Genomic DNA, 18,702 nt, shown 5'->3' with positions numbered 1-18,702 from the left:
ATGGGCGAACACGATCCCGGCTCCGCGACGGCCGGAGGGCTGACCCGCCGCGCGCGTCGCGGACGCGACGCCGACCCGCGCGAGGCCGGGGCCGCCGCCGCGCTGTCGGAAGAAGACCCGCTCGACGAGCACACGGTGGTGATCGACCGCGGTGACGTGCACGAGCGCACCGTGGTGATCGACCGCGGTGACGCCGACGAGCGCACCGTGGTGATCGACCGCCGAGCGCCGGCGCACGCCGCGCCCGAGGGATCCGGGACCGACCCGTCGACCGCCGACACGGTCATCGTCCGGTCTCGGCATCCGCACTCCGAAGCCGACCTGTCGACCGTGGACACGGTCGCCGCACCGCCCCGGCGAAGCCCGACGGAGACCACCCCCGCGATCTACAAGCCGCGTCCCGCGCCGATCGTGCCGCGCCGGCCGCCGGCGATCGTCGGCGGAGCGGCGCCGACGCGCGACAGCGGCGCCGTTCGGGCCTCGGTCGTGCGCCGCGACCGGCGGACGGGCCTCATCGCGGTGACCGCGGTCGTCGTCTCCTGCGTCGTCTCCGTGGCGGGGCTCGGCGGCCTGGCACTCGCGCTGCTGGGCTGACTCCGGCTCCCCATGGGGATCTCTCCCCATGGGGAGCCGGGACACGCCCGAGTTAGGATGAACACGTATGCCCGCCCCACGGTGACGCGGGGCGGACCAGCTGTGATTCCGGGGGAAATGCATGAGGGCACTGTCGTGGGTGCGGTCTCGACCGAAGACCGCGGCATCGATCGCCGGTGTGGCGATCGGTGCGGTGGCACTGACGACCATGGCGATGGCGTACGACGGACTGCCCACCACGAAGGTCGACCTCAACGATGCCGGCGTCTGGCTCACGAAGTCGTCGAGCTTCCTCGTGGGGCACTTCAACCACGAATCCACGGTGCTCGACGGCGGCATGCGCGCGGCGAGCGACGAGTACGACATCCTGCAGGACGGCGGGACCGTGCTGGTGGCCGACAGAGGTGCGAGCACGCTCACCGCCGTCGACCCCGCGCGGATGGCGCTGAGCGACAGCGCATCGGTGCCGGGCAGCGCCAAGGTCGCGCTCGGGGCGAAGACCGTGGCGATCCTCGACCAGAAGTCGGGAGATCTGTGGGTGACCGCGGCGAAGGCGCTGTCGGGGTTCGATATCAAGGGAGCGGATCCGACGGCCGAGCTCGGCAAGGGTGCCGATGTGACGGTCGGCCGCGACGGCACCGTGTTCGCCCTGTCGGGTGAACGCGGCGAGGTCGTCGAAGTCCCCGTCGACCCGGACGGACTCCCGCAGGAGCCGACCTCCCGGTCGGTCGGCGAGATCGACATCAGCAAGACGCCGAGCATCACCGCCGTGGGCTCGACGCCGATCGTGCTCGATGCCGCGGCCGGCATCCTGACCACACCGGGCGGGTTCCGCACCGAGATCGATCAGGCCGCCGACGCCGTGCTGCAGCAGGCGTCTGCGCAGTCCGAGGCCGTCGCCCTCGCCACGCCCACCGCGCTCGTGCAGGTGCCGCTCGACGGCGGCGAGCCGGTCGAGACGCAGGCCGACGGCACCGGCAACCCCGCCGTCCCGGTGCAGCTGCGCGGCTGCACCTACGGTGCGTGGGCGGTTTCGGCGACTTTCATCCGGGACTGCTCCGGCGACTCCCTCGACGTGAAGGAGACCATCCCCGGCGCGGAGGATGCCGCAGCGCTGACCTTCCGCGTGAACCGTGATGTGATCGTGCTCAACGACATCATCGGCGGCGCGGCGTGGCTTGCGAACAAGAGCCTGCAGCGCGTCGACGACTGGAGCGTGCTGGTTCCGCCGGAGGGCGACAGCGAAGACGACGAGAACACCACGCAGGAGACGGTCGAGACCTCGCTGCCCGACCGCAAGGAGGAGAACACGCCTCCGACGGCGGAGGACGATCCTGACCTCGGTGTGCGTCCGGGCGGCACGACCCTGCTGCCCGTGCTCGACAACGACAACGATCCCGACGGCGACGTGCTGGTCGCGTCGCTGGTGGGCAAGCAGCCGTCGGTGGGCGAGGTGCGTCCGATCCTCAACGGCGCTGCCCTGCAGATCTCCGTCCCCGACGACGCGACGGGCACGGCGTCGTTCGAGTACGAGATCGACGACGGTCGCGGCGGCAAGGACACGGCGATCGTCACCGTCTCGGTGCACGACGAGGAGACCAACGGCGCACCGCGAGCGAAGCGGGCCAGCAAGCTCGCCGTCGAGACCGGCGGTACCGTCTCGTACAACGTGCTGCCCGACTGGAGCGACCCCGACGGCGACGACCTGTATCTGAGCGGCGTGGTCGCGGCGGACGGCGACGAGGTCGAGTTCACCAGCGACGGCAGGATCACCTACCGCGCAGTGGCCAGCCTGCAGGGTCGCAAGGAGATCCTCGTCATCGTGTCGGATGCCATGGGCAAGGGCACCGAAGGCAAGATCCTGCTCGATGTCAAGCCTGAGGGCTCGACCAACCCGGTCACCAACGCCGACCACGTGGTCACCCGCGTGGGCGAGTCGGTGACCGTCTCACCGCTGGCCAACGACACGAGCTCGGGTCGCGAGCAGCTGCGCCTCGCCCGCGTCGAGGACACCCCCGGCGCGGAGCTCGATCGCGACTACGCCAACCGCAAGTTCACGTTCAAGGCGCAGGCGGCCGGCACCTACTACGTGCAGTACCTGGCGACCGCCGGCCCGAAGCCGGCGAAGGGCATCGTGCGGGTCGACGTGCTCGACAAGCAGCAGAGCGAGCTGCCACCCGTCGCGGTGCGCGACGTCGCCATGCTGACCAGCGGCAGCGAGGCGCTCGTCGGCGTGCTGGGCAACGACAGCGATCCGGCCGGCGGTGTGCTGGTCGTCCAGTCCGTCACGGTCCCGCCCAGCAGCGGGCTCAACGTCTCAGTCCTCAACCACGAGACGCTGCGCATCAGCGATCAGGGAGGTCTCGACGAGCCGGTGCGCATCACCTACCGGATCTCGAACGGCAGCGCGTCGGCGGAGGCCGACGTGGTCGTCATCCCGATCCCCGCGCCGACCAAGCTGCTCGCCCCGGTCGCCAAGGACGACGAGGCCGTCGTGCGTGCCGGTGACGTCGTGACGATCCCGGTTCTCGACAACGACGTCCACCCGAGCGGCGACAAGATGCACGTCGCTCCCGACCTGGTCGAGCCGCTGGTCGAACCCGAAGACGGGGAGGCGTTCGTCTCGCAGGATGCCGTGCGCTTCCGTGCGAGCGAGAAGCCGGGCACCGTCTACCTCACCTACGAGGCCGTGGACTCCCGCGGCCAGAAGGCCGGAGCGCACATCGCCGTGCAGGTGCTGCCGGTCGACGAGGACGGCACCAACGCCGCGCCGCGTCCGCGCGACCTGACGGCCCGCACGCTCGCGGGGTCGAAGATCAACATCCCCGTACCGCTCGACGGCCTCGACGCCGATGGCGACTCGGTCGAACTGATCGGGGTCGACAGCGCACCCGCCAAGGGCCGCATCGTCGAGCAGGGTGCGAACTACCTGACATACGAGGCGTACGACGACGCGAAGGGCGTCGACACCCTCAGCTACCGCGTGCGCGACCGCCTCGGGGCAGAGGGGCGCGCGACCATCCGCGTGGGCATCGCTCCGCCCGAGGCCACCAACCAGGCCCCGTACGCGGTGAACGACTCGGTCGTGGTGCGGCCCGGTCGCTCCGTGGCCGTGCCCGTGCTCGCGAACGACTCCGATCCCGAGGGCGATCAGATCGGTCTGATCAAGTCGGGCCTGACGCTGCCGCCCGACGTGGAGGGGATGTCGGCCAAGATCTCCGGTGACCGGATCATCGTCACCGTGCCGGACAAGGCCATGGAGACCTCGCTGCAGTACACGATCAGCGATGCGAAGGGCGCACGGGCGACCGCCGCGATCTTCGTGAAGGTCGACGAAGACGTCCCGCTGATGAACCCGATCGCGCGCGACGACCGCGTGCAGGTCGAGGACGTCGAAGAGGATCTCACCGTCGATCTCGACATCCTCCGCAACGACGAGGATCCCGACGGCACCATCGAAGGCGTCGACGTGACGCTCGAGGACGGCGCCCGGATGCTCGGCGACGGCAAGGTCCGCGTGACGGTGGGGGAGCAGCGTCAGCTGCTGCGCTACGTGATCACCGACCAGGACGAGCTCAGCTCGTCGGCCTTCATCTTCGTTCCCGCGCTGAATGAGCTGCGCCCGCGGCTGAAGTCCACCAAGCCGCTCGAGGTGAAGAGCGGCGAGACCAAGGAGATCCCGCTCGACAAGTACGTCGTCGTCGCCGGCGGCGGCAGTGTGCGCCTGACGGAGGCGTCGAAGGTGAGCGCCTCGTTCGCGAACGGCGATTCGCTCATCAAGGACACCACGACCCTGGTGTACACCTCGAAGGACCGCTTCTTCGGCGAGGACGCGCTGACGTTCGAAGTGACCGACGGCGACGGGCCGGAAGACCCGAACGGGCGCAAGTCCACGCTGACCATCCCCATCACCGTGCTGCCGCCCGACAACCAGCCGCCGACGCTGAGCAGCGCCGAGATGCAGATCGCACCGGGTGAGAAGGCGACCGCGCTCGACCTGGCCGGCCTGGCGACGGATCCCGATCCCAAGGACAACGGCAAGCTGCGCTTCTCGGTGACGTCTAAGCCGGGCAAGGGCATCGATGCGCGCATCGACGGCAGCACCCTCTACGCCGAGACCGGCTCCGAGACGCCCAAGGGCACGACGGCCACGATCGGCATCAGCGTGACCGACGGCACCACCGAACCCGTGCAGGGCACGGTGCAGGTGGCCGTGACCGCGTCGACACGCTCGCTCGCCGTCGCGAGCCCCGACTCGGTCGACGAGGCCGACCAGGGCGAGACGATCACCGTGCCGGCCCTGGCCAACGACATCAACCCGTTCCAGGCCGAGGGCAAGGCCCTCAAGATCCTCTCGGCGACCGTCGAGAGCGGCGAGGGGCAGGCCAAGGTCGCCGGCGAGGGGGTCGCGGTCACGTCGAGCAAGTCGTTCGTCGGCGTGATGGTCGTGCGGTACCGCGTCCAGGACGCCACCAAGGATCCCGACCGAGAGGTCGACGGCCGCATCACGGTGACCGTGCAGGGCGTCCCCGATGCGCCCGGCCGGCCCACGGTGACAGCCGTCGAGGACCGCACGGTCGTGCTCAACTGGTCGGCGCCCTCGAACAACGGCGCCGACATCTCGGGGTACACCGTGAAGTCGGTCTCGGGCAACCCGTACACGAAGACCTGCACGTCGACGACGTGCACCCTCGACGGACTCACCAACAACGTCGAGTACACCTTCGCGGTGACGGCGACGAACCGCGTCGGTGACGGGCCGGCATCACCGGCATCCGGGGTCGCGCGTCCCGACACCCGCCCCGACACGCCACTGCCGCCCAAGCTGAAGTTCGGAGACCGCGCACTCGACGTGACGTGGACGACGCCGACATCGAGCGGCTCGCCGGTCGAGTCGTACACGCTCGAGATCTCCCCCACCCCGCCGTCGGGGATGGGACAGAAGACCGGCGTGTCCGGCAACTCCCTGCGCTGGGAGGGACTCGAGAACGGCACGAACTACACCGTGCGCATCCAGGCGCACAACCGGGCTCCCGACCCCTCTGGCTGGAGTATGTACTCAGCGCCCGAGATTCCTGCGGGCCCCCCGGCCGCCGTCGCAGCGCCCCGCGTCAGCAGCGCTCCGTCGGTCGGCTCCGAAGCGCAGATGACCGTCAGCTGGGATCAGCCCGACACGAACGGCGCGCCCATCGAGCAGTACGAGCTCGTGACGTACCGGGGCGGCGCCGAGGTGTCGCGGACGGCGACGGGCACGGCGACCTCGCAGACGGTGCGGGTGCCCACCAGCACCGCCGACTACACGTACGCGGTGCGCGCGAAGAACAAGGCTCCGCAGTGGGGCCAGCTGGGTCCGCGATCCGCGCCGCAGCGCGCTTTCGGCCAGCCCGGCGCACCGTCGAGCGTGACGGCGACGCCGAAGGATCGCGCCATCGCCGTCGGATTCACCATGACGGACGCCGCCCGCAACGGCGCCTCCGAGGGCGAGATGCGCTACCAGTACCAGCTGAACGCGCAGGCGTGGCAGGCCTGGGACGGGCGCTCGAACATCCCGGCCAACAACGGCACACCCTCCACGGTGCGCGTGCGTGCCTACTCCGTGGTCGGCGGGCAGCAGTCCAACACCGGGCCGTCGACCGCGTCGAACTCCGTGACCCCGTTCGGTGCGCCGTTCGCGCCGACCGGGAACGCGACCAGATCGGGCGACCGTTCGGTGGAGGTCAGCTGGAACGCCGGAGGGTCTGACAACGGCCGACCCATCACCACGTACATCAGCGTGGACGGCGGCGGCTGGCAGCAGGTCGCCAAGAGCGGCAGCAAGATCGTCGGCGACACGTACAGCACGCAGCACACCATCCGGGTGCGGGCGACCGCCTCGGAGGGCGGTTCCGCGGAATCGCCCACGTACAGTGCGACCTCGGGCCCCAAGCCCGACACCACTCCGAAGGCGTGGCTCTCGCCCGGTCCGGCGGTGTCCGGATGCACGGTGGTCGGTGGCGGCGGGACCTGCCATCGCTTCAAGCTGACGACCAACCAGTACTTCAAGGCCGGCGACTACAACATCGAATGCTGGGCCGGCAACGACTACACGGGCAACAACGCCGGGTACCCGGTGAGGATCCCCTCCGGCGACAGCGTTCAGATCAATTGCTACAACGGATACAGCACCGACAAGCGAGTCAGGATCATCGGCGGCGATCCGGGCAACGCGTACGGGACGTTCGGCTAGCCGATGCGGCTTCGCTTCGTGCGCCCGCACTTCAGGACACAGACAGGAAGACACTTCAGATGAGCATGACCCCCGAACAGGCAGCCTGGTTCCAGGGCACCTTCCACCGCCTCGTCGAGAACGTCGACAAGGCACTGCAGGGCAAGAGCGAGATCGTCGGCCTCGTCGTCGCCGCGATGCTCGCCGAGGGGCACGTGCTGCTCGAGGACGCACCGGGCACGGGCAAGACCAGCCTGGCGAAGGCGCTGGCCGCGACCGTGCAGGGCACCAGCTCGCGCATCCAGTTCACGCCCGACCTGCTGCCCTCCGACGTCACCGGCGTGACGATCTACGACCAGCGCGAGCACCGCTTCGAGTTCCACAAGGGACCGATCTTCGCGTCGATCGTGCTCGCCGACGAGATCAACCGCGCGTCTCCGAAGACCCAGTCGGCGCTGCTCGAGGTCATGGAGGAGTCGCGGGTCACCGTCGACGGCGTGACCCACGAGGCCGGACGCCCGTTCCTCGTCATCGCCACGCAGAACCCCGTCGAGCAGGCCGGAACGTACAAGCTCCCCGAGGCCCAGCTCGACCGCTTCCTGATCAAGACGTCGATCGGGTACCCCGACCTGGAGGTCACCGAGCGGATCCTGGCCGGCGCCTCGCAGCGCAACTCCTCGGCCGGGCTGGCCGCGGTGATCACCACCAGCGCGGTCGCCGATATGGCCGATCTGGGCGCCAGCGTGCATGTCGAGCCCGCGGTGCTGCGCTACACGGCCGAGCTCGCCGAGGCGACGCGCGCCGACTCCGCCATCCGCCTGGGCGTGTCGGTGCGCGGGGCGATCGCGATGATCCGCATCGCGAAGGTGTGGGCCGCAGCTCATGGCCGGCACTACGTCCTGCCGGACGACATCAAGGCACTCGCCCGTCCCGTCTGGCAGCACCGTCTGCTGCTGGATGCCGAGGCGGAGTTCGCCGGTACGACGGCCGACAGCGTGATCGGCCGCGTTCTCGAGAACGTGGCAGCTCCCCAGGCGCGCGCCGCGGTCTGATGTCGCAGTCGACGGTGGCGGAGGGGAGGGCCTCCGCAGGGCAGCAGGCGGGCTGGCGGGATGTCGCCGCTGTGCTCGGCGGGCGTGCGCTGCAGCGACTTCGGGTCGTCGCGCGCCTCGTGCGTCCGCTCGGATGGATGCTGATGGCACTCACGCTGCTGTTCTGGATCGTCGGCGCCGCGCAGGGCTGGCGTGAGCTGGTCGTCGCCGCCTGGGTGATCGCGTTCGTACTGGTGATCTGCGGGCTGTTCCTCATCGGCCGCACGCAGTACGACGTGTCGCTCGACCTCGCACGCACCCGGGTCGTCGTCGGCGAACGCGCGATCGGCGCGTTGAAGCTCGAGAACCGCGGCACCAGGGCGATCCTCCCGTCGCGCGTGGTGCTGCCCGTCGGCGCCGGCCGCGGCGAGTTCTCGATCCAGCGGCTCGCCGCCGGTCAGAGCGCCGAAGAGCTGTTCGCCATCCCCACGCAGCGCCGCGGCGTGGTCGAGGTGGGGCCGGTGAGCGTGGTGCGCGGCGACCCCCTGGGCGTGTTCGAACGGGCCCACCGCCGTGACGACCCCGTCGACCTGTTCGTGCATCCCCGGACGGTGCTGTTCGGCGGGCAGTCGCTCGGCTTCCTGCGCGACCTCGAGGGTCTCCCGGCCGCCGACCTCTCGCGCGACGACGTGTCGTTCCACGCTCTGCTCGAGTACCAGCCGGGCGACGACCTGCGGCACGTGCACTGGCGCTCGACGGCGCGCACCGGCACCATGATGGTGCGTCAGTTCGAGGAGACGCGCCGGTCGCACTTCGTGATCGGGCTCTCGCGTTCGCGTGGCGACTACCGCGACGACGACGAGTTCGAGCTCGGCGTCTCGATCGCCGGCTCGATCGGCCTGCGCGCGCTGCAGGACTCGCAGCGCGTCGACGTGCGCGTGCAGGGCCGCGAGCTGGCATCCGGCACCGGAAAGCAGCTGCTCGACTCGCTCTCGACCGTCGAGCAGTCCAAGGCGCGCGAGGGCGGCATCGCCGAGCTCGCCGGCGTGGTCTCGGCCGCGATGCCGCTGGCCAGCGTCGTCGTGCTCGTATGCGGCGACACCGTCGACGTCGAGGATCTGCGCCGCGCCTGCGCCCGGCTTCCCTTCGGTGCGCGGGCACTCGCCGTCGTCGCCCGATCGGGTCTCGACAGTCCCGAGCTGCGCCGCATCGGCGACGCGGATGTCGTGACCGTCGGAGCCCTCGACCAGCTCCCCGCCGCGCTGCAGAGGGTTCTCGCATGACCGCTCCGAAGACCGTCTCGTCCCGCCTGCGTCGCGGCTGGATCCTCGACATCGCCGCGGTCGGGATGCTGCTGATCGCCGCGCTCGTCGGCTTCTGGACCACCTTCGCCGGTCCCAGCTTCCTGCTCGCCGCCATCGGCGGGGTCGTGCTCGGGCTCGCCGTCGCCGCCGTGTGCGCGTGGCGCGGCTGGGGCATCCTGATCGTCACCGGCGCGACCGTCGCCGTCTACTTCCTCTTCGGCGGCGCCCTCGCCCTGCCGCACACCGCACTGCTCGGCGTCATCCCCACGGGCGACACCCTGGTGGGTCTCGCGACGGGAGCGGTGACGTCGTGGAAGCAGCTGCTGACCACGGTGGCCCCCGTATCGGCCGCCGACGGCCACCTGCTCGTGCCCTTCCTGATCGGCCTGGTGGCGAGCGTGCTCTCGGCGTCGCTCGCGTTGCGGCTGCGTCACCTGGCGTGGTCGCTGCTGCCGATCGTCGGCGCGCTGTTCCTGGTGATCGCGCTCGGCGTGCCGACCGCCGCCTTCCCGCTCGTGCAGGGCATCGTGATCGCCGGCGTCGCCGCCGGCTGGCTGTCGCTGCGCTCGTGGTGGGCGCCGCAGTCGTCGGCGGTGAACGTCAGCGAGGCGGATCCCGCTCGTGCCAGGTACATGCGCACCCGCCGGCTCGTGGGCGGCCTGGCGGTCGTCGCCGTCGCCGCGGGCGCCGGTGCGGGTGTGAACGCGGTCGTCAGCGATTCGGCGCCGCGCCACGTCTTCCGCGATGCGATCATCCCGCCGTTCAACATCCGCGACTACGCGAGCCCGATGCAGGGCTTCCGCAAGACGGTGCGCGACCAGAAGACCAAGACGCTGTTCACCGTGACCGGCCTGCCCGAAGACGGCCGGGTGCGCCTGGCGGCGATGGACGGCTGGGACGGCGTGGTCTACAACGTGACCGACGGCGGCCCGGGGTCGTCCAGCGCGTTCCTGCCGCTGCGCAGCGATATGGCCGTCGGAGCCGAGGGGGTTCCCGCCCAGCTGCGCTTCGAGATCGCCGACTACTCGGGGGTGTGGCTGCCCGGCACCACGATCGTCGACGATGTCACGTTCGAGAGCGCGCGCGCTGACGAGCTGCGCCGCAGCGCATACAGCAATCCGGCGACCGACACCACGGTCGTCACCGCGAAGCTCAAGAAGGGCGACGCGTACACCGTCGACGCCATCATCGCGCCGAAGGTCGGCGACGAGCAGCTCAAGGACGCGAAGTTCGCGAACATCAAGCAGAAGGTCTCGTCATACTCGCCGGAGGATCTCTCGGCGACGGCGGCCGACATCGTGACCGACGCCGAGACCCCGATCGAGCAGGCCAGGGCGCTCGAGACGTACTTCGCCGACGGCGGGTTCTTCAGCCACGGGCTCGAGGGTGAGGTGCTCTCGCGCGCCGGCCACACCGCCGAGCGGATCAGCACCCTGCTCGGCGGCGACCAGATGATCGGCGACGACGAGCAGTACGCGGTCGCGATGGCGCTGGCCGCGCAGGAGGTCGGCATCCCCGTGCGCGTGGTGATGGGCTACTACCCGGATGCCGATCGCAAGAAGGAGCCGGTGTTCGCCGCGACCGGCGATGACGTGCACGCCTGGGTCGAGATCGCCTTCGAGGGCTTCGGATGGATCCCGTTCGACCCGACCCCTCCCGAGGACAAGGTTCCTCAGGACCAGAACACGAAGCCGCGCGTCGACCCGAAGCCGCAGGTGCTGCAGCCGCCGCCCCCGCCGCAGGAGCCGGTCGACCTGCCTCCCACGGTGCCCGACGACCGCAAGCCGGAGGATGACAGCCTGAACGTGCTCGGCATCATCGGCATGATCCTCGCGATCGCGGGCGTCTCACTCGGCGTGCTGCTGCTGCTCGCATCGCCGTTCATCGTGATCGGGGCGTGGAAGGCCGCCAGGCGCCGAGCGCGCCGCAACGCCGAGCGTCATTCCGATCGGATCGGCGGCGGCTGGGACGAGCTGACCGATCGCGCGATCGATCACGGAGCGCGCATCCCGCCGGGCGGCACTCGGGTCGAAGAGGCCGGCGTCGTGGCATCCGCCCTCACCGTTCCGGCGGCCACCGCGCTGGCCGAGCGGGCCGACGGCCAGGTCTTCGGACCGGGCGAGCCGACCGCCGAAGAGGTCGAGGCGTTCTGGCGCGAGGTCGACGAGGCGGTGATCGGAATGCGTGGCGCGACCACATTCTGGGGTCGGATGAAGGCGCGACTCAGCGTGCGCTCGCTGACCGGGAACGGCCGGATGAGCGAACGCCTCCAAGAGCTGAGGGACGCGGCCGCCGCGCGCGTGCGCCGTGAACCTGGCAACATCGACAAGAACAGCCCGACGTCCGAGAGCGAGACCCCATGACGACGATTCCCCTCGGCGATGTGGCGCCGATCTCGCGACGGGTCATCGCCTACATCATCGATGCGCTGATCGCCGGCGTGCTGCCCGTGCTGGCCGTGGTCGTGACCGTGACCCTGACGGTCGGCGCGCTGCAGAACCCCGAGTCGGCCGCCGGTGCGATGCTCTCGGCGGCGGTGGCCTCTGGCGTGTTCGGGCTTCTGATGCTCGCGTGGTTCGTGGTCTACACGCTCATGCAGACCGGACGCGGGTCGATCGGCATGCGGGCGCAGCGCATCCGTCTCGTCGGGGCCGACGGCCGCGCCCCGGTCTCCTTCTGGCGTGCGCTGCTGCGCAACGTCGTGTTCGCGGTGACCGGAGCGTTCGTGGTGGGGATGTTCTCACCGCTGTTCGACGGGACGGGCCGCTATCAGGGCTGGCATGACAAGGTCGGCGGGGCGGTGATGCTGGATGCCGCGGCCGTGCCCGCGCGCGACGCCGCAGCGCCGACGACTGCCGCCGATCTGCCGTTGCCGAGTCCACCGGCGGTCGGCACACGCTCCGGTTTCGCGACGCCTCCTGCCGCGCCGGCGCCGAGCGGGCATCCGGATGCCGTGGACGAGACGGTCGTCGCGCCCCGGCCGTTCCCTGCGGCTTCCGCGCAGCCGGCGGACGCCGTGGCGGCGGAGCAGACGGTCGCCGCGCCTCGCCCAGGGAGCGACGCGTCCGGCGGCGATCCGCTGATCTCGTTCGTCCCCGGAGTGACGCAGCCCGGCCCGCCTGCAGCCGCGGCTCCGACGGCGCCGCCGGCTCCTGCTCCGGTCGCGCAGTCCGCCCCGGTCGCGCAGTCCGGCCCGGTCGCGCAGCCCGCCCCGGTCGAGCAGCCCGCCCCGGTCGGCCAGTCTGCTCCACTCGAGCAGTCTGCTCCGGTGGCTCCGGTGGCCCCGGCATCCGCACGCGCGGACGACGACGTGGAGTCGACGCGGATCAGCATCCCCGGCCACCGTCTCGTGTTCACCTGGGACGACGGGCAGCGTGTGACGGTGTCGGGTCGCACCGTGTTCGGGCGCAACCCCGAGCACGAGCCAGGGGCGGTGGTCGTCGCCGTGCGCGACGAGACCCTGTCGCTGTCGAAGACTCACTTCGAAGCGGCATCCGCGCCGTCCGGCGGCTGGATCATGGACCGGCAGTCGACCAACGGCACCGTGGTCGTGCGCGAGGGCGTGCGCATCGCATGCCCGCCCGGACAGCGCGTGCCGGTGCGGCTGGGAGATGCCGTCGAGATCGGCGACCGGATCCTCACGATCGGCGGCTTCGCATGACCGCCCCCGTGCTCGTCAACTCCGGCGCGGCGACCCACACCGGCCGGCGCCGCGTGCTCAACGAGGACGCTCAGCTGGCATCCGCCCCCGTCTTCATCGTCGCCGACGGGATGGGCGGTCACGAGGCGGGGGAGCGCGCGAGCGCGGCCGTCGTCGACGAGTTCGCGAATCTCGTCGGACGGGAGTCGCTCAGCCTCGATGACGTCCGCCAGACGCTGGCCAGGGCCCGCCAGGTGGTCGAGCATCTCGCGACGACCGGCGAATCGCGTGCGGGCACGACTCTCAGCGGTGTCGTCATCTCGTCGGTGGACGGCCTGGGGTACTGGCTCGCCGTCAACATCGGCGACTCGCGCACGTACCGGTTCTCGGACGGCGAGATGGAGCGCATCACCGTCGACCACTCGGTCATCCAGGAGCTTCTCGATTCGGGTGAGCTGAGTCCGGACGACGCATCGCACGACGCGAGGCGCAACATCATCACGCGGGCGATCGGCGCCGGCAGCACCGGCGACGCCGACTTCTGGCTGTTCCCCGCCGAGCGCGGCGACCGGATGCTCGTCTGCTCCGACGGCCTGACATCCGAGATCGGCGAAGCGCGCATCTGCGAGGTGCTGCGAGGTGAGCCCGACCCGCAGCGCGCGGCCGCGCAGCTCACCGCCGAGGCGGTGCAGGCCGGCGGCCGCGACAACGTCACCGTCGTCGTCGTCGACGCCATCTCGGTCGCTTCACGGCCGGGCACGACCGTGCTCTCGGACGTCGATGACGACACCCGGCCGCGGGAATCATTGAATGGAGGGGTTCGATGAACCAGTTCGCGTACCGACCCGGCAGCTGGCAGGTGATCGCGGAGCAGCACGGGATGATCGCCGTTCCGGGCGACACCCCGGCCGAGAGGATCGCAGTCCTGACCGCGATGATGCGCGACGGCGCACCGCAGCTGACCGAGGTCATCGACGTGCTGACGGGCGGAACCATATCGACGCTCGGCTCGTTCGCCGTCGCTCTGCTCGGCGAGGGCTTCGCGCGTTTCGCCGTGCGCGGCGACATCACCGTGGCCGTGAGTGGCACGGACGGCGACGAGGTCGTCTCGGGGGCCGAGATCAGCACCTGGACCGAGCGGTACATCACTCACCCACGCTCGTTCGCCGTGTCGCTCGAGCCGGCGCGGTCGACCCCGTCGCTCAACGTGCGATCGGGCACGGTGCTGGCGTCGTCGGTCGCGTTCCCCGCCGAGGGCCTGCCCACGGCGGACGAGGATGCCGCCGTGGCCACCGAACAGTCGGTGCAGGCCGAGCTCACAGGTGAGGATGGCGGCGTGCTCGCCGCGGAAGCGCCGGCTCCTGAGGCATCCGCCGGCGAGACGCAGGCTGACGAAGTGCAGGCCGACGAGCCGCCCGCCGACGAGACGCCCGCCGATGAGCCGGCAGCTGAGACAGAACAAAGGAGCGCGGAGGATGCTGGGCTCCCCGAGACCGAGGCGATGCCGGTCGCGGTCGCGCACGATGCGTCGGGCGCGGATGCCGGGTTCCCCACGCTGATCCCCACCGAGTACACCTTCGCGCCCGTCCCGCCCCCGCTGCCGGACGACGACGCGCTCGACGCCACCGTCCACTCCGCGCCGAGGGGCCCCGCCGCACCCCCTGCCGCGCTCGAGGGCGACCACGACGGTTCGACGATCTCTCTCGCCGAGCTGCGACGCATGCGCGAAGAGGCCGGCGAGGCGCCCCCGCAGGCGACCGCGACCGCCGGGCCGGACACTCCGACGGAGATCCTGCCCGCCGTCGAGAACCCCGTCGCCGCGCACGGATCCGCCCGCCTGTCGACCGGTCAGGTCGTCACGCTCGATCGCATCGTGATCATCGGCCGTCGCCCGCGCGCCACCCGCGCGAGCGGAGACGACCTGCCGCACCTGGTCGCCGTCGACAGTCCGCAGCAGGACATCTCGCGCAGTCACCTCGAGATCCGTCCCGAGGGCGATTCCGTGGTCGTCATCGATCTGCACACCACGAACGGCTCGACGCTGCTGCGGCCGGGCGCCGACCCGATGCGGCTGCACCCCGGCGAGCCGACACTCGTGCTCAGCGGCGACGTCGTCGACCTCGGCGACGGCGTCACCGCCACGTTCGAGGGACTCACATGAATCGCACGCCGTCGCCTCCGCCGCAGCTGCCCGGCTTCACATTCCTGCAGCCGCTGGGAGCAGGCGGGTTCGCCGATGTGTTCCTGTACGAGCAGGAGATGCCGCGCCGTAAGGTGGCGGTCAAGGTGCTTCTCGCCGACCGCATCACGACGGGGGCAGCGCAGGAGTTCACCGACGAGGCGAACGTGATGGCCATGCTGTCGACCCACCCCGCGATCGTCACGATCTACCAGGCGGGGGTCGCCGGCGACGGCCGGCCGTACCTCGTGATGGAGTACTGCCCGCGGCCGAACCTGCAGGCGCGCGCGCGACGCGAGCCGTTCTCGGTCGCCGAGGCGCTGCGCGTGGGCATCCAGGTCGCCGGAGCCGTCGAGACCGCGCACCGCGCCGGGGTGCTGCACCGCGACATCAAGCCGGCGAACATCCTCGTCACCGAGTACAACCGACCCGCGCTCACCGACTTCGGGATCGCGTCGACGGCCGGCGCCGTCACCGAGGCGGCCGGCATGTCGATCCCGTGGTCGCCGCCGGAGTCGTTCGCGGAGCCGCCGCGCAGCGGACCGCGCACCGACGTGTACGCCCTCGGCGCCACGGTGTACACGCTGCTCGCCGGCCGCTCGCCCTTCGAGCGTCCGGGGGAGCGCAACACGAGCGCCGACCTCATCGAGCGCATCGAGCGCATGGCCGTTCCCGTGCTGGCACGTGCCGACTCGCCGGGCAGCCTGCAGGCGACACTCGCGCGATCGATGGCGAAGAATCCCGACGATCGCTATCCGAGTGCGGTGGCCTTCGCCCGGGCGCTGCAGAAGGTGCAGATCGAACTCGCGCACTCCGTCACCCCGATCGACATCGTCGACGAGCATCCGTCGGCCGACGAGCTGCGCGATGACGACGACGGCCTCACCCGCGTGCGGGAAGTGCAGTCCATCAGCCCCGACACGCCGGCGGCGACCCGCCCGTCGGCGGCCACCGAGCCTCGGCTCGCCGGCGGCGGGATGATCGGCGTCCCACGATTCGACACCCCCGCTCCGCAGACCGCTGACGAGCACACCGTGCGGCGCGGGACCGCGCCGGGGACACCCGCCGACGACGCCGACGAGCGCACCCTGCTGCGCCCGCCCACGATCCTCACCCCGAGCCCGCCGAGCGCGGCGGGCGTTCCCCCGCAGGCCCCCGCGGAGACCGCCGCCGCGGCGCCCGCCGACGAGGCTGCGGCACCGCGCCGTCGGCGAGTCGGCCCATGGCTGTGGGCCGCGGCGGCCGCCCTCGTCGTCGTGATCGGCGGCGGCATCTGGGTGGGCGGCAGCCTCAGCACGGCCGCACGGCCCAGCGCCGCACCGGCCGACGACGAAGAGCCCGCACCGCAGGACGTCATCTCGGGCATCGTCCCCCCGGTCGACGACCTCACCGGCACGCGCAGCGGCGACGCGGTGACGTTCACGTGGAGCAACCCCAGCCCGGAAGAGGGCGACTCGTACATCTGGGCCGAGGTGACGCTCGACGGCACGATGCAGGCGCAGACCACCGAGAAGACGACGGTGACGCTCGAGGGGGCACATCCCGGCCGCACGTGCATCGACGTCAGCCTGGTGCGCGCCGATCGCCGATCCGCGCAGGAAGTGAGGGGGTGCGTCGAATGAGCACCGTGACCGTGGAATTCGCAGGAGAGTACTTCCCCGTCGAAACATCGACGGCGTTCACCGTGGGCAGGGAGGGCGACCTCGAACTCGACGACAACCTGTTCCTGCACCGGCACTTCCTCGAGATCGCGCACGACGACGGCCTGTGGTGGCTCACGAACATCGGCAGCCGCCTCTCGGCGACCGTCACCGACTCGGCCGGCGGCGTGCAGGCCTGGCTGGCTCCGGGTGCGCGTCTGCCGCTGGTGTTCGAGCGCACCACGATCGTCTTCACCGCAGGTCCCACCACGTACGAGATGACCGTGCACTCCGCCGAGCCGGCGTTCCGCGCGATCCGCCGCGAGACCGAGGGTGACGGCGCGTCGACCATCGGCGCTGTGCCGCTGACCGAGAGCCAGAAGCTGCTCATCCTCGCCCTCGCCGAGCCGCAGCTGCGTCGCGACGGAACGGGGATGAGCGAGATCCCCAGCTCATCGAAGGCGGCGGAGCGCCTGGGCTGGACCGTGACGCGCTTCAACCGCAAGCTCGACAACGTGTGCGACAAGCTCGACCGCATCGGCGTGCCCGGCATGCGCGGCGGACAGCGCAGCTTCGCCACAAACCGGCGCGCCCGGCTCGTCGAGCACGCGGTCGCGTCGCGACTGGTGACGCGAGAAGACCTCGTCATGCTCGACGCGCCCCAGAGCGAACCCGAAGGAGAGCTGGATTGATCTGGGAGATCGACGACGGCGAGAAGCAGATCGAGGGACTCGACGCCGCCGGGCATCCCGACCCCGCCTACGCTGCCTCACTCGGCCTGCTTCCTGCGCCTTTCGGGCGGCGGACGATGGCCACGCTGATCGAGCTGCTCATCCTCGTGCTGTTCGCCCTGCCGGCCATGCTGGTGGCGACGCCGGCGCTCGTCGAGATCGTCAGCGGCGCCGGTGATGTCGGGACGATGCTGTCCGCCGGCGCGCTGGTCTGGCCGATCGTCACACTCGCCGTCGGCAACGTGCTCGCGACCGTGTTCATCGTGCTGCAGCTCGTGCTGCTGGGGCGGAAGGGCGTGACCGCGGGCAAGGCCATCTTCGGTCTGCGTTCGGTCAACGCGCGCACCCTCGAGCGCCCCGGCTTCTGGCGCGGTGCGGTCGTGCGCTATCTGGTGCTGTCGCTGTCGTTCCTGTTGCCGCTGCTCGGACCGCTGCTCGTGGTGGCGCTCTCGCCGTTCTTCGACTCCGAGCGCCGCGGCCGCAGCTGGCTCGACCAGGCGGGGGCGACATGGCTGGTCGACGCGCGCCGCGGACTGAACCCGTACGACGTGAAGCGCATGCGCATCGCCCGCAAGTCGGTGCGGATCACCGAGCACGAGCGCGGGCCCGCGCTTCCCTCGCTCGCCACGCCCGTCGAGCGCGACGCTCCTGCCGAGTACACGCCCTCGGGACGGCTGTCGGGCGGGGTGATCGGCGCGCACCGCAGGATGACGTCGTCCCAGCCCACCGCGCCAGGTGCGGCACCTGCCGCAGCCGCGGCCCCCGCCCCCGCGGCGCCGTTCGCCCCCGCTGTCGCGCCGAGCGGAATGGTGGATGCCGTGCCGCCACCTCTCGTGGCCGGCCAGCTGCTCGATTCCTTCGCCTCGAGAGGCGCGGCCCCCGCGGCAACCGAGGCGCCCGCCCCCGCAGCATCCGCCCCTGCCGCGCCCGCCCCTGCCGCGCCCGCGCCGGCCGCTGCGGCGGCACCCGCTGCGCCGGTCGCGCAGCCCGTGGCGCCCGCCCCCGCAGCATCCGCAGCCGCGGCCCCGGCCGTGCGCGCGGTGCTGCGACTCGACGACGGAAACCGCATCGAGGTGCGCGGTGCCACCCTGATCGGCCGTGCGCCGGCGCCGGTCGCCGGCGAGGGCGCCGTGCAGCTCGTCGCCGTCGCTGACGACACCCGATCCGTCTCGAAGACCCACCTCGCGATCCTCCCCGCACGACGCGGGGTGCTCGTCATCGATCGCGGATCCACGAACGGCAGCGCCATCGCCCGCGACGGCGCCGAGCTGCCCTTGACGCCCGGCGACCCGGCACCCGTGCAGACCGGCGATGTGGTGCGCTTCGGCGACCGCACGCTGACGGTCGAGCGGGCATGAGAGTCGACAACCAGGAGAAC

Annotated in this window: 11 protein-coding genes; all 11 read left to right on the top strand. The window is 71.2% G+C overall.

The window, feature by feature from the left end:
- The 11 genes from ACWGSM_RS08385 to ACWGSM_RS08335 all read left to right on the top strand — a co-directional run bounded on the left by ACWGSM_RS08385 (position 1) and on the right by ACWGSM_RS08335 (position 18,682).
- On the top strand, positions 1-594 hold the full coding sequence (locus tag ACWGSM_RS08385) for a hypothetical protein (protein WP_452322462.1): 594 nt from the start codon (positions 1-3) through the stop codon (positions 592-594).
- A 121-nt stretch (positions 595-715) separates the two neighbouring features.
- Positions 716-6,820, top strand: coding sequence for an Ig-like domain-containing protein (locus ACWGSM_RS08380; protein WP_452322461.1), 6,105 nt, complete (start codon positions 716-718; stop codon positions 6,818-6,820).
- A gap of 59 nt (positions 6,821-6,879) precedes the next feature.
- On the top strand, positions 6,880-7,851 hold the full coding sequence (locus ACWGSM_RS08375; protein WP_452322460.1) for an AAA family ATPase: 972 nt from the start codon (positions 6,880-6,882) through the stop codon (positions 7,849-7,851).
- Complete coding sequence (locus ACWGSM_RS08370; RefSeq protein WP_452322459.1) at positions 7,851-9,113, top strand: DUF58 domain-containing protein; 1,263 nt, start codon at positions 7,851-7,853, stop codon at positions 9,111-9,113. Before ACWGSM_RS08375 ends, ACWGSM_RS08370 begins: the two co-directional genes overlap by 1 nt.
- Positions 9,110-11,497 carry a transglutaminase domain-containing protein gene (locus ACWGSM_RS08365; RefSeq protein WP_452322458.1) on the top strand — a complete coding sequence of 796 codons (2,388 nt, stop codon included), beginning with the start codon at positions 9,110-9,112 and terminating at the stop codon, positions 11,495-11,497. The genes ACWGSM_RS08370 and ACWGSM_RS08365 overlap by 4 nt, the downstream gene beginning before the upstream one ends.
- Positions 11,494-12,795 (top strand): RDD family protein, encoded by a 1,302-nt coding sequence (locus ACWGSM_RS08360; protein WP_452322457.1) that lies wholly within the window; start codon positions 11,494-11,496, stop codon positions 12,793-12,795. The genes ACWGSM_RS08365 and ACWGSM_RS08360 overlap by 4 nt, the downstream gene beginning before the upstream one ends.
- Positions 12,792-13,601 carry a PP2C family protein-serine/threonine phosphatase gene (locus tag ACWGSM_RS08355; protein WP_452322456.1) on the top strand — a complete coding sequence of 270 codons (810 nt, stop codon included), beginning with the start codon at positions 12,792-12,794 and terminating at the stop codon, positions 13,599-13,601. The genes ACWGSM_RS08360 and ACWGSM_RS08355 overlap by 4 nt, the downstream gene beginning before the upstream one ends.
- Positions 13,598-14,935: an FHA domain-containing protein gene (locus ACWGSM_RS08350; protein ID WP_452322455.1), complete on the top strand. Its 1,338-nt coding sequence runs from the start codon at positions 13,598-13,600 to the stop codon at positions 14,933-14,935. The genes ACWGSM_RS08355 and ACWGSM_RS08350 overlap by 4 nt, the downstream gene beginning before the upstream one ends.
- Positions 14,932-16,575, top strand: a complete 1,644-nt coding sequence (locus tag ACWGSM_RS08345) for a serine/threonine-protein kinase (protein ID WP_452322454.1) — start codon at positions 14,932-14,934, stop codon at positions 16,573-16,575. The genes ACWGSM_RS08350 and ACWGSM_RS08345 overlap by 4 nt, the downstream gene beginning before the upstream one ends.
- Positions 16,572-17,285, top strand: coding sequence for a hypothetical protein (locus tag ACWGSM_RS08340; protein WP_452322453.1), 714 nt, complete (start codon positions 16,572-16,574; stop codon positions 17,283-17,285). Before ACWGSM_RS08345 ends, ACWGSM_RS08340 begins: the two co-directional genes overlap by 4 nt.
- Positions 17,282-18,682 (top strand): RDD family protein, encoded by a 1,401-nt coding sequence (locus ACWGSM_RS08335; protein WP_452322452.1) that lies wholly within the window; start codon positions 17,282-17,284, stop codon positions 18,680-18,682. Before ACWGSM_RS08340 ends, ACWGSM_RS08335 begins: the two co-directional genes overlap by 4 nt.
- Positions 18,683-18,702 lie beyond the last annotated feature (20 nt).

The sequence above is a fragment of the Microbacterium sp. NPDC055521 genome (genome assembly GCF_053619695.1).
The sequence above is the reverse complement of the archived record's forward strand: the minus strand, read 5'-3'. Positions and strand labels throughout refer to the sequence as shown.